Source organism: Chloracidobacterium sp., from assembly GCA_016715795.1.
Lineage (GTDB): Bacteria > Acidobacteriota > Blastocatellia > Pyrinomonadales > Pyrinomonadaceae > OLB17.
On sequence record JADJXP010000002.1, the window covers coordinates 770,229 to 792,098 of the forward strand.

Annotated in this window: 33 protein-coding genes; 32 read left to right on the forward strand and 1 reads right to left on the reverse strand. The window is 54.9% G+C overall.

Annotated elements, in window-relative coordinates; genetic code table 11:
- The 28 genes from rpsS to accC all read left to right on the forward strand — a co-directional run bounded on the left by rpsS (nucleotide 1) and on the right by accC (nucleotide 15,979).
- Entirely contained in the window at nucleotides 1-291 is a 291-nt protein-coding gene (rpsS, locus tag IPM59_08390; GenBank protein MBK9215606.1) for a 30S ribosomal protein S19, read from the forward strand.
- A complete protein-coding gene (gene rplV / locus IPM59_08395; GenBank protein MBK9215607.1) occupies nucleotides 291-1,043 on the forward strand; it encodes a 50S ribosomal protein L22 in 753 nt (250 codons plus the stop codon). Before rpsS ends, rplV begins: the two co-directional genes overlap by 1 nt.
- Nucleotides 1,044-1,045: 2 nt before the next feature.
- Nucleotides 1,046-1,777: a 30S ribosomal protein S3 gene (rpsC, locus tag IPM59_08400; GenBank protein ID MBK9215608.1), complete on the forward strand. Its 732-nt coding sequence runs from the start codon at nucleotides 1,046-1,048 to the stop codon at nucleotides 1,775-1,777.
- 76 nt (nucleotides 1,778-1,853) lie between these two features.
- Nucleotides 1,854-2,282: a 50S ribosomal protein L16 gene (gene rplP / locus IPM59_08405; protein ID MBK9215609.1), complete on the forward strand. Its 429-nt coding sequence runs from the start codon at nucleotides 1,854-1,856 to the stop codon at nucleotides 2,280-2,282.
- A 2-nt stretch (nucleotides 2,283-2,284) separates the two neighbouring features.
- Entirely contained in the window at nucleotides 2,285-2,506 is a 222-nt protein-coding gene (rpmC, locus tag IPM59_08410; GenBank protein ID MBK9215610.1) for a 50S ribosomal protein L29, read from the forward strand.
- A 17-nt stretch (nucleotides 2,507-2,523) separates the two neighbouring features.
- Complete coding sequence (gene rpsQ / locus IPM59_08415) at nucleotides 2,524-2,946, forward strand: 30S ribosomal protein S17 (protein ID MBK9215611.1); 423 nt, start codon at nucleotides 2,524-2,526, stop codon at nucleotides 2,944-2,946.
- Between the two features lie 18 nt (nucleotides 2,947-2,964).
- Nucleotides 2,965-3,333, forward strand: a complete 369-nt coding sequence (gene rplN, locus IPM59_08420) for a 50S ribosomal protein L14 (protein ID MBK9215612.1) — start codon at nucleotides 2,965-2,967, stop codon at nucleotides 3,331-3,333.
- Nucleotides 3,334-3,340: 7 nt separating this feature from the next.
- Nucleotides 3,341-3,814 (forward strand): 50S ribosomal protein L24, encoded by a 474-nt coding sequence (rplX, locus tag IPM59_08425; GenBank protein MBK9215613.1) that lies wholly within the window; start codon nucleotides 3,341-3,343, stop codon nucleotides 3,812-3,814.
- Between the two features lie 53 nt (nucleotides 3,815-3,867).
- The gene (gene rplE / locus IPM59_08430; protein MBK9215614.1) at nucleotides 3,868-4,407 is read left to right on the forward strand and encodes a 50S ribosomal protein L5; all 540 of its coding nucleotides are present in this window, start codon (nucleotides 3,868-3,870) and stop codon (nucleotides 4,405-4,407) included.
- A 6-nt stretch (nucleotides 4,408-4,413) separates the two neighbouring features.
- Complete coding sequence (gene rpsN / locus IPM59_08435; GenBank protein MBK9215615.1) at nucleotides 4,414-4,719, forward strand: 30S ribosomal protein S14; 306 nt, start codon at nucleotides 4,414-4,416, stop codon at nucleotides 4,717-4,719.
- Between the two features lie 72 nt (nucleotides 4,720-4,791).
- Nucleotides 4,792-5,184, forward strand: a complete 393-nt coding sequence (rpsH, locus tag IPM59_08440) for a 30S ribosomal protein S8 (GenBank protein ID MBK9215616.1) — start codon at nucleotides 4,792-4,794, stop codon at nucleotides 5,182-5,184.
- A gap of 12 nt (nucleotides 5,185-5,196) precedes the next feature.
- Nucleotides 5,197-5,757, forward strand: coding sequence for a 50S ribosomal protein L6 (gene rplF, locus IPM59_08445; protein MBK9215617.1), 561 nt, complete (start codon nucleotides 5,197-5,199; stop codon nucleotides 5,755-5,757).
- Between the two features lie 11 nt (nucleotides 5,758-5,768).
- Nucleotides 5,769-6,173 (forward strand): 50S ribosomal protein L18, encoded by a 405-nt coding sequence (rplR, locus tag IPM59_08450; protein ID MBK9215618.1) that lies wholly within the window; start codon nucleotides 5,769-5,771, stop codon nucleotides 6,171-6,173.
- Complete coding sequence (gene rpsE, locus IPM59_08455; protein ID MBK9215619.1) at nucleotides 6,173-6,676, forward strand: 30S ribosomal protein S5; 504 nt, start codon at nucleotides 6,173-6,175, stop codon at nucleotides 6,674-6,676. The genes rplR and rpsE overlap by 1 nt, the downstream gene beginning before the upstream one ends.
- Before the next feature lie 75 nt (nucleotides 6,677-6,751).
- Nucleotides 6,752-6,949, forward strand: a complete 198-nt coding sequence (gene rpmD / locus IPM59_08460; GenBank protein ID MBK9215620.1) for a 50S ribosomal protein L30 — start codon at nucleotides 6,752-6,754, stop codon at nucleotides 6,947-6,949.
- A gap of 9 nt (nucleotides 6,950-6,958) precedes the next feature.
- Nucleotides 6,959-7,429, forward strand: a complete 471-nt coding sequence (gene rplO, locus IPM59_08465; GenBank protein MBK9215621.1) for a 50S ribosomal protein L15 — start codon at nucleotides 6,959-6,961, stop codon at nucleotides 7,427-7,429.
- Between the two features lie 28 nt (nucleotides 7,430-7,457).
- The gene (gene secY, locus IPM59_08470) at nucleotides 7,458-8,876 is read left to right on the forward strand and encodes a preprotein translocase subunit SecY (protein MBK9215622.1); all 1,419 of its coding nucleotides are present in this window, start codon (nucleotides 7,458-7,460) and stop codon (nucleotides 8,874-8,876) included.
- A 69-nt stretch (nucleotides 8,877-8,945) separates the two neighbouring features.
- Nucleotides 8,946-9,596 (forward strand): adenylate kinase, encoded by a 651-nt coding sequence (locus IPM59_08475; protein MBK9215623.1) that lies wholly within the window; start codon nucleotides 8,946-8,948, stop codon nucleotides 9,594-9,596.
- A 5-nt stretch (nucleotides 9,597-9,601) separates the two neighbouring features.
- A complete protein-coding gene (gene map / locus IPM59_08480; GenBank protein ID MBK9215624.1) occupies nucleotides 9,602-10,399 on the forward strand; it encodes a type I methionyl aminopeptidase in 798 nt (265 codons plus the stop codon).
- 71 nt (nucleotides 10,400-10,470) lie between these two features.
- On the forward strand, nucleotides 10,471-10,692 hold the full coding sequence (infA, locus tag IPM59_08485) for a translation initiation factor IF-1 (GenBank protein MBK9215625.1): 222 nt from the start codon (nucleotides 10,471-10,473) through the stop codon (nucleotides 10,690-10,692).
- A 10-nt stretch (nucleotides 10,693-10,702) separates the two neighbouring features.
- Nucleotides 10,703-10,816 (forward strand): 50S ribosomal protein L36, encoded by a 114-nt coding sequence (gene rpmJ, locus IPM59_08490; protein MBK9215626.1) that lies wholly within the window; start codon nucleotides 10,703-10,705, stop codon nucleotides 10,814-10,816.
- Between the two features lie 6 nt (nucleotides 10,817-10,822).
- Complete coding sequence (rpsM, locus tag IPM59_08495; GenBank protein MBK9215627.1) at nucleotides 10,823-11,206, forward strand: 30S ribosomal protein S13; 384 nt, start codon at nucleotides 10,823-10,825, stop codon at nucleotides 11,204-11,206.
- A gap of 10 nt (nucleotides 11,207-11,216) precedes the next feature.
- Nucleotides 11,217-11,618, forward strand: a complete 402-nt coding sequence (rpsK, locus tag IPM59_08500; protein ID MBK9215628.1) for a 30S ribosomal protein S11 — start codon at nucleotides 11,217-11,219, stop codon at nucleotides 11,616-11,618.
- Between the two features lie 114 nt (nucleotides 11,619-11,732).
- Nucleotides 11,733-12,365: a 30S ribosomal protein S4 gene (gene rpsD, locus IPM59_08505; protein ID MBK9215629.1), complete on the forward strand. Its 633-nt coding sequence runs from the start codon at nucleotides 11,733-11,735 to the stop codon at nucleotides 12,363-12,365.
- A 99-nt stretch (nucleotides 12,366-12,464) separates the two neighbouring features.
- Nucleotides 12,465-13,481, forward strand: coding sequence for a DNA-directed RNA polymerase subunit alpha (locus IPM59_08510; GenBank protein ID MBK9215630.1), 1,017 nt, complete (start codon nucleotides 12,465-12,467; stop codon nucleotides 13,479-13,481).
- Between the two features lie 4 nt (nucleotides 13,482-13,485).
- On the forward strand, nucleotides 13,486-13,989 hold the full coding sequence (gene rplQ, locus IPM59_08515) for a 50S ribosomal protein L17 (protein ID MBK9215631.1): 504 nt from the start codon (nucleotides 13,486-13,488) through the stop codon (nucleotides 13,987-13,989).
- A 102-nt stretch (nucleotides 13,990-14,091) separates the two neighbouring features.
- Nucleotides 14,092-14,547, forward strand: coding sequence for an acetyl-CoA carboxylase biotin carboxyl carrier protein (gene accB / locus IPM59_08520; GenBank protein MBK9215632.1), 456 nt, complete (start codon nucleotides 14,092-14,094; stop codon nucleotides 14,545-14,547).
- A 79-nt stretch (nucleotides 14,548-14,626) separates the two neighbouring features.
- Entirely contained in the window at nucleotides 14,627-15,979 is a 1,353-nt protein-coding gene (accC, locus tag IPM59_08525; protein MBK9215633.1) for an acetyl-CoA carboxylase biotin carboxylase subunit, read from the forward strand.
- A 199-nt stretch (nucleotides 15,980-16,178) separates the two neighbouring features.
- Here accC and IPM59_08530 read toward each other — a convergent pair whose 3' ends face one another.
- Nucleotides 16,179-16,970, reverse strand: coding sequence for a class I SAM-dependent methyltransferase (locus IPM59_08530; protein ID MBK9215634.1), 792 nt, complete (start codon nucleotides 16,968-16,970; stop codon nucleotides 16,179-16,181).
- 326 nt (nucleotides 16,971-17,296) lie between these two features.
- Here IPM59_08530 and rpsO point away from each other — a divergent pair, with 326 nt between their 5' ends.
- The 4 genes from rpsO to IPM59_08550 all read left to right on the forward strand — a co-directional run bounded on the left by rpsO (nucleotide 17,297) and on the right by IPM59_08550 (nucleotide 21,857).
- Nucleotides 17,297-17,566, forward strand: a complete 270-nt coding sequence (rpsO, locus tag IPM59_08535) for a 30S ribosomal protein S15 (protein ID MBK9215635.1) — start codon at nucleotides 17,297-17,299, stop codon at nucleotides 17,564-17,566.
- Between the two features lie 193 nt (nucleotides 17,567-17,759).
- Nucleotides 17,760-19,868 carry a polyribonucleotide nucleotidyltransferase gene (pnp, locus tag IPM59_08540; protein MBK9215636.1) on the forward strand — a complete coding sequence of 703 codons (2,109 nt, stop codon included), beginning with the start codon at nucleotides 17,760-17,762 and terminating at the stop codon, nucleotides 19,866-19,868.
- A gap of 329 nt (nucleotides 19,869-20,197) precedes the next feature.
- A complete protein-coding gene (locus tag IPM59_08545; GenBank protein ID MBK9215637.1) occupies nucleotides 20,198-20,842 on the forward strand; it encodes a PEP-CTERM sorting domain-containing protein in 645 nt (214 codons plus the stop codon).
- 61 nt (nucleotides 20,843-20,903) lie between these two features.
- A complete protein-coding gene (locus tag IPM59_08550) occupies nucleotides 20,904-21,857 on the forward strand; it encodes a hypothetical protein (GenBank protein MBK9215638.1) in 954 nt (317 codons plus the stop codon).
- Nucleotides 21,858-21,870: the final 13 nt, after the last annotated feature.

Consider the following 21,870-nt stretch of genomic DNA (forward strand, 5'->3'; position numbering starts at 1 on the left):
ATGCCACGTTCACTGAAAAAAGGACCTTTTATCGACCTGAGCGTTCAGAAAACGCTTCGCCGGATCAACGACGGCGGGCCAAAGCCACCGGCGATCAAGACATGGTCGCGACGCTCGACGATCACGCCGACGATGGTTGGGTTGACCTTCGGCGTTCACAACGGCAAGCGCCACATCCCGGTATTTGTGACCGAGAATATGGTCGGCCACAAGCTTGGCGAATTCTCGCCGACACGCGTGTTTAAAGGCCATCCGGGCACAAAGGCCGAGAAGATGGCAAAGAGGAAATAATGGAAGCGGTAGCAAAGACAAAATATCTTAAGGGCTCGCCCCGCAAAGCGCGTCTCGTGATCGACCTGATCCGAGGCGAGAATGTCGGGCGGGCGCTGTCGATCCTCAAGTTTACGGACAAGCGGGCTGCCGATCCGATCGCGCAGTGTCTAAACTCGGCGATCGCTAATGCGACCTATAAGGCCGAGCAGGAGAATATCGCCATCGATCCGGACGATCTGTGGATCAACACCTGCTTTGTGGACATGGGGCCGACGAAGAACCGCCGCCGAATGCGCCCGGCACCGCAGGGCCGTGCGTATCGCGAACAGAGGCACTATTGCCACATCACGATCACGGTTACGAGCGAAGAAAAACCGAAGTCCGAGAAAGAACTCAAGGCCGAGGCCGCAAAGGCGAAGAGGGCTGCGGCGCCGAAGAAGGAAAAGAAGAAAGCCGCACCAAAGGCAGCTGCGAAAAAGGAAGCCGCTCCGGCTGAGATCGAAGAGGCAGTGGGCGCACCGGTTGAGGAAGTGGTCGATGCGGCAGCGGTCGAGACCGTTGAAGAAGTTGTAACCGAAAATGCAACCAGCGTTGATGAGGCAGTTGAGGCTGTGACTCAGGAGGCAGCCCCCGAGGAAGCTGCAGTTGAGGAACCGGCGTCTGAAGAGGCCGTCGAGGCAGCTACGACTGACGAAGTGGCCGAAGAGGCTCCTGCCATCGATGAGACGTCGACAGAGGGCGAAGGGAGCGAGGAAGCTGAGAAAGAGTAAATATGGGACAGAAAGTTCATCCATACGGCTTTAGGGTCGGATACAACAAGGACTGGCACTCGCATTGGTTCGCCAAAAAGGAGTTTGCCGAATTCCTCGCCGAGGACCTAGAACTCAAGCGCGAGCTTAAGAAGAAGTTCGCGGGCGGCGGCGTTTCGCACATCGACATCGAGCGTGCGGCCACACGGCTAAAGATCCTGATCTACACGGCTCGTCCGGGTATCATCATCGGCCGCAAAGGGGCCGAGATCGAAAAGCTTCGCGAGGACCTGACCCGCAAAACGGGCCGCGAGGTGATGATCTCGATCCTCGAAATTCGTCACCCTGAACTGAATGCTCAGCTTCAGGCCGAAAAGATCGCACAGCAGCTTGAGAAGCGAATCGCTTTTCGTCGTGCGATGAAAAAGACGATGGAGGAATCGCAGCGTTTTGGTGCACAGGGCATCAAGGTGATGATCGCCGGCCGGCTGAACGGTGCTGAAATTGCCCGAACTGAATGGTCGCTGCAGGGCCGCCTGCCGCTGCACACGCTGCGCGCGGACATTGATTTTGGCTTTGCTGAGGCGTTGACGACATTTGGGATCATCGGCGTCAAGGTTTGGATCTATCGCGGTGAGATCCTCGATCCGAACGCTTCGATGGCACGCGGGACGACGACCGATCCGATGAACGAGGTCAAGGTCGATCGCGGCGCGATGCGTGATCGCCGACCGCGGCGGGATGATCGTCGGTAACGGAATTTGTTTTCATTAGTAATTGCTAATTTGCAAATTAATAATTATTAATTCGGAAGATTGGGATTAGAAAGTTATGTTAATGCCAAAAAAGGTCAAGCACCGCCGGGTGATGAAAGGCCGCATGCGTGGAAAGGCCACGCGTGGCGAGAAGCTCAGCTTTGGTGATTTTGGCTTGAAAGCAATGGACGCAGGCTGGATCACGGACCGCCAGATCGAGGCGGCTCGTATCGCGATGACGCGCCACGTCAAACGCGGCGGCAAGATCTGGATCAGGATGTTTCCGGACAAGCCGATCACGAAGAAACCGGCCGAAACGCGTATGGGTTCGGGTAAAGGTGCACCGGATCACTGGGTGGCGGTTGTTAAGCCCGGTCGTGTTCTGTACGAGATCCAGGGCGTTAACGAGGCTCTTGCGCGTGAGGCCATGCAGCTAGCTGCGCAGAAGCTCCCGATCAAGACGAAATTCGTCACCCGTGCCGACCTCGAAGGAGGCGTAGTTTAGAAATGAAACGCAAAGAACAGCTCGACCAACTCGGCGACATGAGCGTTACGGAATTGAAGGATCAGGCGGATGCGTTGAAAGAATCGCTCTTTCGGCTCAAGTTTCGTCGCACGCTGGGCGTGGGCGATGTACTCAAGGACATTCGCCGCGAGAAGAAAACGCTCGCACGGGTTTACACTCTGTTGAACAAAAAAGAGGCTGACGCTAAGACCGCCGAGGCCTAGGGCAAAAGAGAGAAGAAATGCCAAAGAAGAAGACTGAAGAAGAAGTTCAAGCGACCGAGACCGAAGCTGTAGAAGCGACGGTTGAAGAGGCGGTTGTCGAAGCTGCGCCTGTCCAGGAGAAGGCGAAAAAGGCTACGAAGACGAGGAAGGAAAACGCGGCAGTTGATACGGACGCTTCGGCGAAGAAGGTACTGCACAAGCGGGCCGAGAAGGTTGGCATCGTTGCTTCGGACAAGATGACCAAAACGGTCACCGTCCGTGTCGACCGGCTCGTCAAGCATCCGGTCTATCGCAAGTACGTCAAGAAGCGCAAGAAATTCATGGCGCACGACGACCTGGGGGCAAAGATCGGCGACAAGGTGAAGATCGTCGAAACGCGGCCCTTGTCAGCGAGAAAGCGTTGGCGTGTAGTCGAGATCATTCAGCGGGCGGAAGTTTAGGGTTGAGGTAACAAAGTTATGATCCAGATGCAGACCTCCTTGGCGGTCGCAGACAACTCAGGAGCAAAGCGGGTCGAGATGATCATGCCGGTCGGCGGTTCGACCAGCAAGATCGCTCGCCTAGGGGACACCATCAAGGTGACCGTGAAAGAGGCATCGCCCGATGGAACTGCCAAGAAGGGCAAGGTTTACAACGCCGTAATCGTCAGAACGAGAAAGGAAATTCGCCGTAAGGACGGATCCTACATTCGCTTTGACGAGAATGCGGCGGTGCTGATCAAGGACGACGGTACGCCGGTAGGAACACGCGTTTTTGGGCCCGTGGCACGCGAACTTCGTGAAAGGAATTTTATGAAGATCGTCTCGTTGGCACCAGAGGTCATATAGGACTGAAATGAGTAAGACAGGAACAGTTACAAGCAGGATCAAGCGCGGCGATCAGGTCGTATTTATTGCGGGCAAGGAATTCAACCGCTACGACAGCGCCGGCAAACGCCAGCCGTATCGCGGCAAGGTGATCGCCGTCGATGCACGCAACCGCAAGGTCAAGGTCGAGGGAGCGATGATGGTCAAGCGCCACCGCAAGCCCGTTCCGCAGATGAACCGCGAAGGCGGCATCTTTGAGCAGGAAGCGTGGGTGAGCATTTCGAATGTCGCCCTCATCGACCCCGAAACAGGTTTGCCGACACGAGTGAAGTACGAAATACGTGACGGCCAGAAGGTTCGTGTCGCAAAAAGCGGCAAGGTGATCGCCGAAATCGCCTGGGTGAAGAAGGAAGCCAAGAAGACGGTCGACGAAGAAACCGTCGCGGCCGCAGCGGCCGAACCGGCTAAAGATGAGAAGCCGGCTAAGGAAGAGAAAGAATAGCGTTTTAGTTTGGAAACGGTATTAACAAGCCGAGACCCAGACAAACAAAGAAGATGGCCAGACTTAGAGAAAAATACAAGAAAGAGATCGCTCCGGCGCTCGCGAAGGAATTCGATATCAAGAATCCGATGGCAATCCCGCGTGTCGAAAAGATCATTTTGAACATGGGTTTGGGCGAGGCTTCGGCGAACGCCAAGATCCTCGATGTTGCGACCGAAGAGCTTAAGGCGATCAGCGGACAGAAGCCGGTGATCACCAAAGCCAAGAAGTCGATTGCGGCGTTCAAGCTCCGTCAGGGAATGTCGATCGGCACCATGGTTACGCTTCGCGGTGCGAGGATGTATGAGTTCCTTGATCGTCTGATCTCGGTTGCTTTGCCGCGTGTCCGAGACTTTCGCGGTGTTTCGGCAAAGGCGTTTGACGGACGCGGTAATTATACACTCGGCGTTCGCGAACAGCTTATCTTCCCGGAGATCGATTTTAACAAGGTCGACAAAACGCGTGGGATGAATATCTCGATCGTTACGTCGGCAAAGTCGGACGATCAGGCACGCTCTCTTCTGAAGGCACTGGGGATGCCCTTTAGACAATAAGTTTTTATGGCAAAGATCAGCAAAGTTGTAAACAACAATCGACGCAAAGAAAAGGTCAAGCTCTATGCCGAACGGCGTGCGGCGGCCAAGAAGATCATCAATAACCCGCGGTCGACACCTGAAGAGGTCGATGCGGCAGTGATCCGCCTGCAAAAGATGCCGCGTGATGCCAGCCCCTCAAGGGTTCGCAATCGCTGCTCGCAGTCGGGCCGTACACGCGGATATCTGCGTAAGTTTGGTGTTTCGCGCATCGCGCTTCGCGATCTCGCTCTTGAGGGGCAGATCCCGGGCGTTGTTAAGTCGAGTTGGTAGGTTTTGATTACGGTAGGCGGCCCAACGAGTAACAGGCCGAACCGCCATAATAATTTACGGAGTTATAAGAGAATGACAGACCCAATAGCCGATATGCTCACACGGATACGAAACGCGATAGCTGCAAAGCATACTCGTGTAGATATCCCGGGCTCAAAGCTAAAGATGGAGGTTGCCAGAATCCTCAAGGAAGAAGGCTACATCAATAATTTTTCGACCAAGGGCGAAGGGCCAAAGTACATGATCCGAGTTTCGCTTCGCTACGATGCCAGGGGCCAATCGTCGATCACTCACCTGTCGCGCGTGTCGCGTCCGGGCCGCCGCGTTTATGTCGGCTCGGGTGAGATACCAAAAGTGCTCGGAGGATATGGTGTGAATATCGTTTCGACGTCAAAGGGCCTGATGAGCGGCAAGCGCGCACGTGCCGAACACGTCGGCGGTGAGATTCTCGCAGAGGTCTATTAAAGGTTTAGAGTTATGTCACGAGTAGGAAAGAAACCGATCAGCATACCGTCCGGCGTGACCGTGACGATCAATGATTCGGCGATGGAAGTCAAAGGCCCAAAGGGCACGCTGACGACGCCGATCCCGGCGGGCGTGACCTTTAAGCAGGAGGACGGCAGCCTTGTGGCCGAGCGTGCGGGCAATGAGCACGCGGCGTTTCACGGGCTCGCCCGGGCACTCGCGAACAATGCCGTTGTCGGCGTGACCGAGGGCTTTTCGAAGGACCTCGATATCGTCGGCGTTGGTTACAAGGCAGACGTGCAGGGCAAGAAGATCGTGTTTGCTCTCGGCTATTCGCATCCGATCGAATACGTCTTGCCAGAGGGCATTGATGCTAAAGCCGAGCGTGTGAATACGAAAACGTCGATCAACCAGTATCAGACGACGATCACGCTGAGCGGCATCGACAAGCAGAAGCTCGGCCAGGTCGCGGCGGAATTGAACCGCCTACGCAAGCCGGATGCTTACAAAGGCAAGGGTGTGCGCTACGCCGACAAATACTATCGGCTCAAGCCGGGCAAGACCGGCAAATAGGTAACAGAGTTATGGGACAGAAGAGTAGAGCAGATATTCGCCAAGGCGTTCACAGCCGCATTCGCAAGAAAGTACGCGGGACGGCGGATCGTCCACGCCTAGCGGTGTTCAGGAGCCTGAATCACATTTACGCACAGGTGATTGACGACGGCAGCGGCAAGACGCTTGCGACCGCTTCGACGATCGAGAAATCGCTAGGCCTCAAGACTGGCGGCAATATCGACGCGGCAAAAGCAGTCGGTAAAGCAATTGCCGAGAGGGCCCAGAAGGCTGGCGTTTCGAGCGTGGTTTTCGATCGCGGCGGCTACGTTTATCACGGCCGTGTAAAGGCATTGCTTGATGCCACGCGTGAGGCGGGATTGAACAAGCACGAGGCAAAGGCTGAGCCGGCATCGGCCGATGGCAGCGAGGAATAATGAATAAGCAGAGAATCTCACCAAACGGCCTGATATTGAAGGACCAGTTGATCTCGATCAACCGCGTGACCAAGGTCGTCAAAGGCGGAAAGAACATGTCGTTCGCGGCACTCGTAGTTGTAGGTGACGAGGCGGGACACGTAGGTTTTGGGACAGGTAAGGCCAAGGAAGTGCCGAACGCGATCAAGAAGGCGGTCGAGGCCGCCAAGAACAATCTCATTCGCGTTCCATTGATCGAAGGCACCCTGCCGCACGAACTGATCGGCGAATACGGAGCGGGCCGCGTGTTGCTCAAGCCGGCGGCTGAGGGAACGGGCGTTATCGCTGGCGGTGCCGTGCGTGCCGTGCTTCAGAGCCTCGGCGTTCACAATGTTCGCACAAAGATCCTGGGTTCGAACAACGCCCATAACGTGATCCGTGCGACGTTCAACGGCCTGATGCGGATGAAAGACCCGCTCGAGGTTGCAAGACTGCGCGGAAAGCAGGTGGAAGAATTAGTTTGAAGTTGCAGAAGTTGCGGGGTTACGGAATAAACTCTGCAACTGCCTGTAACTCTGGAAACTCTGTAACTTAAAGAGATGGCAAAGAAAGAGAGCAGCGGCGCAACCATCAAGATCCAGTATTACAGGTCGATGATCGGTTATGCCCAAAAACAGAAAGATATCGTTAAGAGCCTCGGCATCACGAAGCTCAACCAGACGGTAACGCGGCCGGATTCACCGGCAAGCCGTGGCGTCGTCGCAAAAGTGCCGCATTTGCTGCGGATCGTTGAATAAGAGGGAAAGATGGCTTTATCGTTGAACAATCTTCATCCGGCCCCGGGCTCGACGCACAAGAAAAAGCGTCTCGGGCGCGGCCCTGGTTCGGGGCTTGGCAAAACGTCAGGCAAAGGACACAAGGGGCAGAAATCGCGTTCGGGTTATTCGAGTCGCCCCGGCTTTGAGGGGGGCCAGATGCCGCTCCAGCGTCGCCTTCCGAAGCGCGGATTCACCAATATCTTTAAGAAACAGTGGATCGAGATCGCACTCGCCAAGATCGATGCCAACTTCAATGCCGGTGACGACGTTACACCAGAGATCCTGCACCAGCGGGGACTGATCAAGAAGGCCAAGCACGATCTCGTCATTCTCGGCAACGGTGAACTGACCAAGAAATTGAACGTCTCGGCCCATCGCTTTACCAAAGCCGCGAAAGAGAAGATCGAAAAGGCCGGCGGTTCCGCGACGGTTATCGCAAAGACCGTTCCGGCAGAATAGTTATTGGTAGTTACTAGCCGACACGAATATGGAGAAGTTTTTTAGCGCCGTCCAGAACATGTTCAAGATCCCTGAGCTGAGGAAGCGTATCCTCTTCACGCTCGGGATGTTGGCGGTCTATCGTTTTGGTGCTCACGTTACGGCACCGGGCATTAACAGCGCTCAACTCGAACGCGTTTGGGGCGAGGTCGCGGGCACACTGCTCGGCGTTCTCGACTTGTTTTCGGGCGGTAATTTTCGAACGATCTCCGTTTTTGCTCTCGGCGTGACGCCCTACATTACTGCGTCGATCATCATGCAGCTTTTGCCAGTGCTTTCGCCTGCGATGAAGAAGATCCAGGAAGAGGGTGAGGTTGGGCGGCAGAAGATGAACCAGTGGACGCGGTATTCGACTGTTGTACTTTGTTCTGTCCAGACGTTCTTTGTTGCGACCTGGCTATCGCGCAACAACATCATCGCAGAGACGTGGTGGGCGACGGCCATGGTCGTGATCACCCTTACGACGGGAACTGTTTTTGTCATGTGGCTTGGTGAACAGATCACGGAGCGCGGCGTCGGTAACGGGATCTCGTTGCTCATTTTTGCCGGTATCGTTATCGGCCTGCCGAACGGCGTGACGCAGGTGATGAGTCGCGTAGGGGCGGGTGACCCTGTTCAATCGCTTGGCGTGATCTTTCTCGTCGTCGTTCTGGTCGCGTTGATCGCATTGATCGTTTATGTTGAGTCTGCCCGTCGGCATATTGCTATCAGCTATGCGAGTCGGCGTGTTGGCAACCAGACATTTCGCGGCCAGGAAACGAGCTTGCCGCTCAAGATCAACATGGGCGGCGTCATCCCGGTCATCTTTGCATCGTCGGTGCTGGCGATGCCGCAGACGCTGTTCTCGGCCTTTCCGCCCGACCCGAACGAGCCAAATTCGACATGGTCAAAGGTGTTCGCATTCTTTCAGCAATTCCACGGCGGCGATCCGTATTACGAATTGGTGTTTCTGTCACTGATCGTGATCTTCACGTTCTTTTACATCACGATCATCTTCAATACCGATGAAGTGGCTGACAATCTGCGTAAGCACGGCGGATTCATTGCCGGTATTCGCCCCGGCGCCCCGACCGCAGATTATCTGAACCAAATCCTGACGCGATTGACGACGGTTGGCGCCCTGTATCTCGCATTTGTCGCGTTTGTGCCTCAGTTGCTGTTGAGCGGTTTTAAGGTCGCACGGCTGCCGTTCATTGGCACGTCGCTCGACACTTTCATGGGCGGGACTCCGGGATTAAATTGGATACCGACGGGTCTTGGATATCAGTTCTTTTTTGGCGGCACTAGCTTGCTGATCCTGGTCGGTGTGGCGATGGATACCGTGGCCCAGATCGAAGCCCAGCTCGTTATGCGGAATTACGAGGGTTTTCTCGGCTCCGGCTCGCGCTTGCGAGGACGCCGAGCCTAGCGAATTACGAATTACAAATTACGAATTACGAACACCGGAAGTGGTAATTCGTAATTCGTGATTGTTTTTATGGACAAGATCATCGTTCTAATAGGAGCACCCGGGGCAGGTAAGGGCACGCAGGCGAGGCTGCTAGAGGAGCGGCTTGGCATTCCGCAGATCTCGACGGGCGATATGTTTCGCGAGATGAAGAGGGCGGATACGCCGTTGGCGCGCGAGGTCCAGGCGATCATGGCTTCCGGCAAACTGATATCGGACGACATCACATATAAGATTGTCCGTGAGCGTACGTCGCAATCCGACACGCGGAGCACTTACGTGCTTGACGGCTATCCGCGGACCGCCGTTCAGGCCGAACAGCTTGAGGAACTCGCGAACGAGCAAGGGAAGGACATTCAGGCGATCGAGATCGATGTGCCGAAGAATGAATTGCTCCGACGTCTAACGGGTCGGCGAAGCTGCCCGGTTTGTGGTGAGATCTACAATATTTACTCCCGCCCACCAAAGATAGAGGGCGTTTGCGATGATCATCCGGAGAGCAAGCTTGATCACCGAGCGGACGATAACGAAGAGAGCGTGAACATTCGTCTGGACACTTATGCGGCGAACACTCGGCCATTGATCGACTACTACGACCGCTCCGGCCGGCTAGAGAAGGTCGACGGCACGGGCGACATTGAAGATATATACGGACAACTCGAGAAACTTGTCCGACGGTAATACCAGTGATCATCGCCAAATCCGCAAAAGACCTTGATAAGATGCGTGCCGTGGGCGAACTCATCGCCGAGGTGCGAGAAGTACTCCGTGGCATGGTCGAGCCTGGTATTACGACGATGGAGTTGAACAACGCGGCTGACCGTATGATCCGAGATGCGGGGGCAATACCGACATTTATCGGCTACCATGGATTTCCGTTCGCGATATGCTCGTCGGTCAATAATGAGATCGTGCATGGATTTTCGAAGCCTGAGCCGCTCGCGGAGGGCGACATCATTTCGCTCGACATGGCGGCCACGTATCATGGGTTTGTCGGTGATACGGCGATGACGGTGCCGGTAGGCGAGATCGCCGAAGACCTGAAGCAGCTAATTCGGGTGACGGAAGAATGTCTTGAATTTGGTATTGATGCCTCGCGGATCGGCAATCGCGTTGGCGATATCGGTTGGGCGGTTCAGCAGCATGCTGAGAAATACGGCTACGGAATCGTTCGCGATTACACAGGTCACGGTATCGGGAGGCATATGCATGAATCGCCGCAGATACCGAATTACGGGCGTGCAGGGACAAAAGAGAAGATACGGGCCGGATACTGCTTCGCGATCGAGCCGATGCTAAACTTGGGCACGCACGAGACGAGAACACTGAGCGACAAATGGACCGTTGTTACCCTTGACGGCAAACCGTCGGCCCACGCCGAGCATACGCTGGCAGTCACCGCGGACGGACCCGAGGTATTGACGCTGACAAAAGAGCAGAAACGGTGGCGTGCGGCACGGACGGTTGAAATTGCGGCTGCGTAACTTGAAAACTTGACAGCAGAACGCTAGTATTAATAGTTTGTCCAACCATTCAGCAGGTTGGCTTAGTCGAGATGTCTAAGGAAGAGGCGATCGAGGTCATGGCGACCGTGCTGGAAACACTGCCTAACGCGATGTTCAAGGTTGCCGTCGATGATAACAATCACGAGGTCCTCGCTCATGTCTCGGGAAAGATGCGGAAGCATTTTATTCGCATCCTGCCGGGCGACAAGGTACTTGTCGAGCTTTCTCCCTACGACCTGAAGCGCGGGCGGATAACGTACCGCTATAAATGAGAGGCGAACAATGAAAGTAAGGCCTTCGGTAAAGAAAATGTGTGACAAGTGCAAGGTGATCCACCGCAGGGGCGTCGTGCGCGTCATCTGTGATAACCCCAAGCACAAACAACGACAGGGATAGCGAATTATGGCTCGTATAGCAGGAGTTGACCTACCGCCCAACAAACGGGCACAGATCGGAATGACCTATATCTACGGTATAGGCAAATCGCGCGCTACCGACATCCTTGGCAAGGTCGGCGTCGATATCCACACAAAGATCAAGGACATCAGCGAAGACGATCTCAATAAGATCCGTGCTTTGCTCGACACCGAAGGCGAGATCGAGGGCGACCTTCGCAAGCGTGTCCAGATGGACATCAAGCGGCTGATGGACATCGGCTGCTATCGTGGCCTCCGACATCGTCGGAGCCTGCCGGTTCGCGGACAAAGGACGCATACCAACGCTCGTACACGCAAGGGGCCGCGCAAGGCAGCCGTTGCCAAGAAGAAAGCTCCGGGCAAGAAGTAATCACTGAGATATGGCTAAAGCAGCAGCTACTAAGAAGAAGACCTTTAAGAAGCGCGAGAAGAAGAACATTCCGGTCGGGATCGTTCACATATCGGCCTCGTTCAATAATACGCTTATCTCGATCACAGACGCCGAGGGCAACCTGGTCGCACAGTGTTCGTCCGGTGCGCGCGGGTTCCGCGGCAGCCGAAAGGGAACTCCCTTTGCGGCCCAACAGGCTGCGACGGAAGTCGCTCGTAAAGCGCTTGATGCGGGAATGCGTGAGGTTGAGGTCCGCGTCAAAGGACCCGGTGGCGGACGCGAGTCGGCGATCAGGGCTGTAAGCCAGGTCGGCATCCGCGTGACGTCAATACGCGATACGACGCCGATCCCGCATAACGGCTGCAGGCCGCCGAAAAGGCGAAGAGTTTGATCTTGGTTCTGATGTCATACTAAAGTTTGACCTCAGACCGTTTTATCGAAAGGAAGAAGGGCATACGGGCCTGTAAACTTTTCCGCCCGAAGAGGCGGAGGCAGAAAATAGATTATGGCTAGATACAGAGATGCGGTGTGCAGGCTGTGCCGCCGCGAAGGTGCAAAGTTATTCCTCAAGGGTGACCGGTGTTACAAGCCGTCGTGTGCTATTGAAAAACGCGGAACCAATCCGCCGGGCCAGCATGGTGCTGCCCGCCGCAAGATGCTCCAAGGCTATGGTGAGCAGCTTCGCGAAAAGCAGAAGGTAAAACGCATTTACTTTATTCTCGAAAAGCAATTCAGGACGTATTTTGAGAAGGCTCGCCGCCAGAAAGGCGTTACGGGTGAAAACCTGCTTTTCATGCTCGAAAGACGGTTGGATAACGTTGTGTACCGTTCCGGTTTTTCGACCTCACGCCGTCAAGCCCGTCAGCTGGTCAATCACGGCCATGTGACGGTCAATGATCGCAAGGTCAACATCCCTTCCTTCCAGGTAAAAGCCGGTGATGTGGTCGCGGTCAAACCTCGCAGCCAGAAAAACCCGCACATAGAAGGTGCATGGTCGACGGCTATTGGCCGCGGGCGTCCTGCATGGCTAAGTGCTCCAAGCAAGGAATTGGCAGTAACTGTTTCGGGCCTGCCGAAGCGCGAGGACATCGACGCAAATATCAATGAGCAGCTGATCGTTGAGCTTTACAGTAAGTAACAAGTAGCGGGTTGGCCGAAGTAGCCGGGCCTGAAGAGTCGTTCTTCTCTTTGGCCGTTCGGGGACAAAGCCAACCTTTTGGACAAAAAAGAACAAATTATGACGCAGAGCAATCATTGGACAGATTTTCAGATGCCGAGCCGACTCAACGTCGATAGCGAGACACTGACCAACCGCTATGGAAAGTTTCACGCCGCACCATTCGAGCGTGGCTTTGGGACCACTATAGGCAATTCGATCCGACGGGCATTACTTTCCTCGATCGAAGGGGCGGCGGTAACAGCCGTTAAGATCGACGGCGTAGAGCATGAGTTTTCATCGATCAAGGGCGTGGTTGAGGACGCGACCGACGTGATTCTCAACCTCAAGCAGGTGCCCTTTATCTTGCACGGCACCGGCCCGAAGTCACTGTCGATAAGCAAGAAGGGTGCCGGCGCCGTCATGAGCGGCGACATCGAGACGGACAGCGACGTTGAGGTCCTCGATCCCGATGTACACATCGCGACTATCAGCCAGAGCGGCAGCCTAAATCTTGAGATGCGGCTAAAGCGGGGACGCGGCTATGTTTCGGCGGAGTTTAATAACGACGAAGATCTCTCGGTCGGATATATTCCGATCGATTCGGTCCACACCCCGATCAAGAAGGTCAACTTCAGCGTCGATAAGACACGTCAGGGCTCGAACACCGAATACGACCGCCTCACGATCGAGGTCTGGACTGACGGCTCGGTCAGGCCCGAAGATTCGATCGGGCTGGCGGCGAAGTTGATCAAAGACCACATGTCCATCTTTATCAACTTTGAGGAGGAGGAAGAGGAATACAAGTACGAGGACATAGCTCGGCCGCCTTTGATGCGCAACGATCTGCTGGACAAATCGGTCGATGAGCTTGAGCTTTCGGTTCGCTCGTACAACTGCCTGAAGAACGCAGATATCCGATCCATACGTGACCTTATCCGTCGTAGTGAAAAGGACATGCTGGGCACCAAGAATTTTGGCAAAAAGTCATTGACCGAGATCAAGGATATGCTCCATGGCATGGGCCTTGATTTTGGTATGGACTTTGACGAACAGGGAAACCCGATCCCGGGCTCGGGCGGACGCGACCTGGACTAGAGAAATGAGACACAAAAAGGCACATCGCAAACTAGGAAGGACCACCGAACACCGTATATCGATGCTGCGCAATCTGGCGACCTCATTGATAAACGCCGAGAATGAGCATCTGGTTACTACCGTGCAGAAGGCAAAGGAACTGCGCCCTTTCATCGAGAAAGTGATAACACTCGCGCGCAAGGCACAGACGCTGGAAGGCGACGACGCCGGCGTACGCGAAGTCCACCTCAGGCGTCAGGCGGCGAAGTTCTTCCATGCAGGTAACTCAACGTTCAAACTCGCGGCGAGCCGCTTTCGTGGTAAGAAGGGCGAGGCCAAAGAGCCGATCGAGCGTACCGCCGGAGTGAAAGCCGTCCAGCGTCTCTTCGATGAACTCGGTGCTCGCTATAAGGATCGCAATGGCGGTTACACCAGGATCATTCGGGTGGGACGCCGTCAGGGCGACAATGCCGAGATGGCTGTGATAGAGTTGGTCGATAATCCGCAGGAAATGGCGGCGAATGGGTAATCCCGGTCACGGAGGCCAGATATGACTGATTCGGCTTCAGCAAGAGCGAGCGACGTGGATAGAAAGGGCGATAAAAGGAACGCGGGCGATGCGTCATTTGACATGGACGAGCTTCAGGCCCTCGCGGCTTTGGTCAACGAGCACGGCTTCACGGACTTTGAGTTTGAGAATGAGAATATCAGGGTAAGGTTGAGCAAGATGACAAGCACTGCTGTCGCTCAGGCCCCGGCGGCCCCGTCACTACCCGTCGCTGCTCCAGTTACGGGCCCGATCGCTCAGCCTGAAACTGAAACGGCGGCGGACGCGGACGCGGACGTAGGCTTGCACAAGATCATATCGCCGATCGTCGGCACATTCTATCGGGCCTCAGGGCCTGATAAGGATCCGTACGTTAGCGAGGGCAGCAACGTCGGCCCAGAGACAACCGTTTGCATCGTTGAGGCGATGAAATTGATGAACGAGATTCAGGCCGAGGTTTCAGGCGAGATCGTCAAGATCTACGTCGAGAACGGCCAGCCTGTCGAATTCGGCCAGGCATTGTTTGGCGTTAAGAAATAGGTTTGTGAGCAGTAAGCAGATAGCGGTGAGCAGTTCTTCTCCGACTGCTAACCGTTGACTGCTTACTGCTGACTTTTTTATGCGTGATATACGCAAAATTCTCGTAGCTAACCGGGGCGAGATCGCCTGTCGGATCATCTGGACGTGCAAGGAGATGGGCATTAAGACCGTCGCCGTTCATTCAGAGGCCGACCGCGAAGCCCTGCATGTGCGATACGCCGACGAGGCGGTTTGTATCGGTCCCGCACCGTCGGCCGAGAGCTATCTGAACATTCCGGCGATAATTTCCGCCGCCGAGATCACAAACGCCGACGCCGTGCATCCCGGCTATGGGTTTCTTGCAGAATCAGCGACTTTTGCGACCATATGCGGCGATTGCAATATTAAGTTTATCGGCCCTAGTGCCGACGTTATTGCCATGATGGGCGACAAGGTCGAGGCCCGGCGGACGATGACGGCCGCGGGTGTTCCGATCCTTCCCGGCAGCCCGGACCCGATCGAATCGGCTGAGGAGGCCAAGAAACTGGCGCTTGCGATCGGCTTTCCGCTGATCATCAAGGCCGCTGCAGGCGGCGGTGGGCGGGGTATGCGTATCGTCCGGCAGGAAAGCGAACTTGTCGGGCAACTCGAGACAGCCCAGGCTGAGGCGCTTGCCGCTTTTAAGAACGGATCGGTCTATATCGAACGTTACGTCGAGCGGCCCCGGCACATCGAGATCCAGGTGCTGGCTGACGAACACGGCAATACTATCCACCTTGGCGAACGTGAATGCACTATCCAGCGTCGTCATCAGAAACTGCTGGAGGAGGCTCCGTCACCCGCGATCTCACCAGAGATTCGCGAACAGATGGGTGCTGTCGCCGTCAAAGCCTGTCAGGAGATCGGCTATGCAAGTGCGGGCACGTTCGAGTTCTTGCTGGATGAGGACGACAGCTTCTACTTCATGGAGATGAATACGCGGATCCAGGTAGAGCATCCCGTAACCGAAATGGTGACCCTCGCGGATATCGTGAGGAATCAGGTGCGGATCGCGACGGGTGAAAACATTGGTTATTCTCAGGATGAGGTCCAGATCGTCGGCCATGCGATAGAATGCCGCATCAATGCCGAGGATCCGGTGAAATTCACGCCGAGTCCCGGACGCATCACCGCGTTCAACTTTCCAGGTGGGCCTGGCGTCCGTGTCGATACGGCCGTCTATCCGGGCTATGTAGTGCCGCCGTATTACGATTCGATGATCGCAAAACTGATCGTCCTCGCCCGGACGCGTGAATTGGCGATAGCCCGGATGCAGCGGGCGCTGGACGTTATGGTGATCGAAGGGATCAAGACGACTCTTCCGCTTCATAAGGCGATCATGGCTGACGAGAATTTCCAGAAAGGAAACTTCTCGACCAAGTTTATGGAAGAGTTTAAGTACGATGTCAGCTAACAGTGAACAGGCTGGCGAGCTTTAACGGACGTAGGTAGACTGTATTGGAATGTCACCATTGGTCCCGAACCCCGTGCCCCAAAACCTTCCGTCGAGTGTTGGATGTACCAAATCCCATTTGAAGTCGTAGTATCTTGACTCAGAAAAGTTCTGACTTCGTTCATTATGCACCCATTGATCTATATTGCAAGAGGTTTCTTCAACCGCTCTTTCTCATTTCGATCACACGTATTGATCCGTAGTAATTCAGAAACGGAATGGCGTTTAGAATTGTGCCGTCAACTTGAATGGCAAGTTTGAGCGCCGTGTCGGAAAAGCCAAGGGCTTCGATAAGGTTTACGAAGGGCAACGAAAAGGCCTTTGCCTCGAAACTTTCAAATGGGGCTGCAAAGTCCTTCAATTCTCGGTCTGTTAACGGCCTTTCGTAGGGCGAGACATCGGGTGACTGGTAAGGGATCAGATTGCGGACAAATCTAATGAACTTGGAGTTTCTCACAGGCTCGAAAAAGATCGCTCTGCCACCTTTTGCTAGCACCCTGAAAACTTCCTTCGATGAAAGGTCAAGGTCGAGATGGTGTAGGATTGCAATTCCCAAGACCACATCAATTGACTCATCCTCTAGTGGCAACTCGTGGGCTGAGCCGACCTTAAATTCGAAGTCAGTGTATCCATGCAGGGCCATCCGACGCTCGGCAAGTTGTATGAGCTCGGGCGAAATATCCACTCCGACGGGCGTTCCGCCGTGCGCAGCGATAAGTACGCTGTTCTCGCCCGCTCCACACCCGTAATCCAGCACTCTCTGCCCGGAAGCATTGCCTAGGAGGTTATACGCATACTCTAACGGAAAAGGAGAATCCGCGGGCGGATCGAGGTAACGCTGAACGATCGAATCTGATAGCTCCAAATCCTCATTCTGACGTTTTTTCGCCTCAGATCCGCTCCGCTCAACCTCAATGCCTTCCCACACCGCGATGTCACTTGCATCCATCATAAATCCGATACACCTGCCAACCTTACGTAAAATTACAATAGGCGTTCATTTCCACCTAAAATCCCGGAGCAGCCAGGTCGAGATTTGCCGACATTCCGATAGAAATAGATCGAAGTGTTGGATTTGTCAGGACGGAATTGAGACACCACCTGAACCGGGAAAGAGAACAGTGAAAAGCGAGTTGCCCGATCCGTGTAAATGTTAGACAATAAAGCAGGACACTATTCACTATTAGTTAGTAGTTATTCACAAATTTTCGCGGTTTCCGCGCTTAGGACGCGGAGGGACTGCGAGCCAAAAGGAGAGGCCATCAAGGCAAGACAAAGATGTCAACATTGAAAGAAACGAAAGAGAAAATAGTTACCGATAATCGGATCCACGCCAGCGATACGGGTTCGTCACAAGTTCAGATCGCACTGCTCACGCAGCGGATCAACGCGCTGACCGAGCACTTCAAGATCCATAAGAAAGACAACAATTCGCGTCGAGGCTTGCTTCAGTTGGTCTCGCGACGTAGAAAATTGCTTGATTATCTAAAGCATCGTGATATCGAACAGTATCACGAGCTGATCAAGAAACTCGGCATACGCCGATAAGAGTTACGGCTTCTTCGAGCCGAACCATATAGAGATCCTTTCGAAGAAATTGCCCCGAGCTGCTGAACGTGACAGCGAAAACTAGCCGGGACAAGTTTGGATCTAGTCGAATCTAACGATTGTAACGACGAAAGGGCTTCACGTCATAGCTCTTTCGTCGTTGTTTTTAAGGAACAAAATGGCAAGAAAATATTTGAATGAGTCGATCAAGGTCGGAAATCAGGACCTGATCGTCGAGACCGGTAAGGTCGCAAAACAGGCCGATGGTTCGGTCGTAATTAGATACGGAGACACGATGGTGCTGGTCGCCGCCGTGTCGGCCCGCACGGCGCGTGAGGGCATGGATTTTTTCCCGCTGACGGTTGAATACCGTGAGAATTCATTTTCGGCCGGGCGCATTCCCGGGAACTACTTTCGCCGCGAGGGACGCCCGAACGAAAAAGAGGTGCTGACCTGCCGGATGATCGATCGCCCCGTTAGGCCGCTTTTCGCCGACGGTTATCGCTTTGAAACGCAGATCGTGGCGTCGGTCATCTCAGCGGACACAGACAACGATCCCGATGTTATCGCGATCACAGGTGCGTCGTGCGCTCTTTACCTCTCGGACATTCCGTTTCACAACCCAATAGCGGGCGTGCGTATCGGGTTGATAGACGGAAAATATCTGATTAATCCGACCTACGACGAGCGGCGTGAATCGAACCTCAACCTGATCGTCGCGGGCACCGAAGAGGCCATCTGCATGGTCGAGTGCGAGGCCAATGAGGTCGAGGAAAAGATCATGGTCGAGGCCCTGATGCTTGCACACCGCGAGATCAAGCGACTGTGCCTGTGGCAGAAAGAGCTTGGCAAAGCACTGAACATCACAAAGCGAGAGTACACGCCGGCACCGATCGATGAGAAGGTGCTCGCCGAGGTCGAGAAGAAGTTCGTCGATAAACTGCGCAAAGCGCTCGATTCGACGGGCCGTGAGAAGATTGAGGTTTACGCAGGCATCGACGCACTGAAGAAAGAGGTCGTCGAGAGCTTTCCCGAGGACGAGCCCGAAACACGGGCAATGGCCGGAAAGGCCTTTGGTCACTTAAAAGAGAAGATCTTTCGTGAGGACATGCTTGGGAACAAGCGTCGTCCGGACGGCCGTAAGTTCTCGGAAATTCGCCCGATCTCATGTGAGGTCGGCTGGCTGCCGCGTGTACACGGTTCGGCCCTTTTCACCAGAGGTGAGACCCAGGCGATGGTCACGACGACGCTGGGGACGAAAGTGGACGGCCAGTTCATGGACGACCTGGAGAAAGGCACGATCGACCGGCGCTTCATGCTCCACTATAATTTCCCGCCGTACTCGGTTGGCGAGACGGGCCGGTTTGGCTCAACATCACGCCGGGAGACGGGCCATGGAAATCTCGCCCGGCGGGCGATCGCTGCGGTTCTGCCGAGCGACGAGGAATTTCCATACACGCTCCGCATCGTTTCGGACATTACTGAGTCGAACGGCTCGTCGTCGATGGCGTCGGTCTGCGGCGGCATCCTGAGCCTGATGGACGCGGGCGTGCCGATCAAGAAACCAGTCGCTGGCGTCGCTATGGGTTTGGTGATGGAGGGCAACCGGTACGCGATCCTTTCGGACATCGCAGGAGCCGAAGATCATTACGGCGATATGGACTTTAAGGTCACTGGAACCGCCGATGGTATCACCGCGCTGCAGATGGATATCAAGATCAGCGGCATCAACGCAATGATCCTGCAGGAAGCTCTGGAGCAGGCCAGGAAAGGCCGCCTGCACATCCTCGACGTCATGGCAAAGGCCATCGCCGAGCCGCGTGAGGACCTGTCGCAATACGCTCCGCGAATCATAACGATCAAGATCCATCCCGACAAGATCCGCGACGTTATCGGCAAGGGCGGCTCGGTCATTCGGGCACTCGTGGAGGAAACCGGTGCCAAGATCGATGTCGAGGACGACGGCACGGTCATGATCGCGACGAACGACGGCGCGGCCGCAGAACAGGCTATCGCTCGGATCAAGGCGATCACGGCCGAGGCTGAGGTTGGCGAGACCTATCTCGGGACGGTTTCGAGGATCGTCGATTTCGGAGCGTTCGTTGAGATCATTCCGGGCCTCGACGGGCTGCTGCACATCTCAGAGATATCTGACCGCCGCGTTAAGGATGTTCGTGACGAACTCAAGGAAGGCCAGCAGATCCTCGTTAAGTGTATCGGCAAGGAAGGAAACAAGGTCAAACTCTCTCGTAAGGCGATCCTCGCCGAGGAAAAGGCCAAGGCCAGCGGCGACGCAGAGTAAACTTAGCCCCGAATTTCGGGAATAGACGGCCGGTTACTACTATTTTGTGGTAGCCGGCTTCTTCTTTCTCGACCTGAAGAAAAGCCGGAAATTCTTTGAAAAACTGTGGAAGTTTGTCCGCATTAGGCATATTTTCTGTCTGAATTAGTGGAATTTGCGTGTTTTTGGCTGGAAAGGGCGGAAATTTATCAAAAAGTAGGTGCATTTGAACTAGTTTTTTGCTATATTTTTCGCACTGCCCCCAAAAATCAAATCGACAGTGAGTGCCAACCGAACTGTGGAAGCCGATCAGGTTTTCGCCGTGTATACCGTTTAGTCAGGTTACAGACATGAGAAACATAAATGTAAGAGGGTTACTCTCGATAGTTTGCGTCATTTCGATCTTGGCGGGCTTTAGTAAGGTCGCGGCCGGGCCGGTGCAATTCGGCGACGTCATCCAACTCGTCAATGCCCGTCCGGGCAAGGCCGAGACGACAATGTTTACGCGGCTTTCGGTTGAAGGCCAGTATTCGTATCTAACGGGCGACGATGACGACGACAAGAAAAAGCAACAGGATGGCCGCGTCATTACCGAGACGAGAACAGATATCGTCCAGGATGAGGTCTGCGATTGCGAAGAGGAAGTGGTCAAAAAGCGCGGATTCCCTAAATGGGCGCTCTTGGGACTCGCCGCGATTCCGATTGCGTTCATCCTGATCAAACGCAAAAAAGATACGCCGACGCCAACCGCGACTGTGCCGTTCCAGACGCCGACGCCTGGAGTAACGCCGACACCAGGTGTTACACCGACGCCGGGGACAACTCCGACGCCACAGATGACGCCGACGCCTCAGGTCTCGCCGACGCCGCCGGAGCCAGTACCTGAGCCAATGACGATCCTGCTCTTTGGCACGGGCTTGGCATCCATTGGCCTAGCGGCCCGCCGCAGATTTGGCAAGAAGGGCGAGAAGAAAGGTGAAAAAGACACAGAATAGATATATGATGTGTGACGCGCCGCCGATTGGCGGCGCGGCCATCGTCCAGAGGAAAAGAAAAATGCGATTCAAGAGATATAACTTTCTTTTTATGGTTGGTCTGGTCCTCACACTCGGGCTGACAACGGCTTTTGCGAGTGGCGGCGACAAGGATTCAAAACGCCCCAAGAATACAGGGACGCTGAGTGTCAAGACCGCCGACAAGGCATATCCGATCAAGGTTGACGGGCAGTATATAGGAATGAGCGGCGTTGGCCACGGTGCCGAGTTCTACCTAAGCCCTGGTATCCATACCGTTGAGGTCACGGGCGAGGACGGTAAGGTTTGGCGGGACGAGATCGAGGTTCTGCGTGACCGCAAGCACTGTATCTGCCTCAAGATGATCCGCGAGACCATCACCAAGCCGTGTCCTTACCGGTTTCATCTCGAAGGGCCTGATCGTATTACGGAAGGTGACCTGGTGACCTTTGCCGCCATCAACTCAGGAACTGCACCAATTCCGCTCCGTTACGCATGGCGCGTTTCAAACGGGCGGATCACGAGCGGCTTGGGCTCCACGTCGATCACCGTCGATTCTACCGGTCTGGGCGGCAAGTCGATCAATGCCGAACTTGATGTCAACGACGACGTGTATGACAACGCATGCCGTCAGGTCATCTCGGTGCCGACGGATGTCATACCGCAACGCGAGCCCGAGGTTCCAAAGCCGTACCGCTGTGACGAATTTGAGTCCAAGTCGGCGGATGAGGACAAGGCACGGCTCGACAACTGTGTGATCCAGGCCCAGAACACGCCGGATTCGCAGCTCTACATCATCATCTACCCGGGCACCGACCGTCGCAGCTCGACCGTGAATACGTACGATCGCCTGTCGAAGCGTGCTCTGGATTACCTGGTGAAGAACCGCGGCTTTGACCCAAGGCGTATACAGATCGTTAAGGGAAGTCCACGGCTTAAGACCACGTTCGTCCTGTGGATCGTCCCGCCGGGGGCGACATTGCCACCGATCGACTAGGACGGCCTGAAAT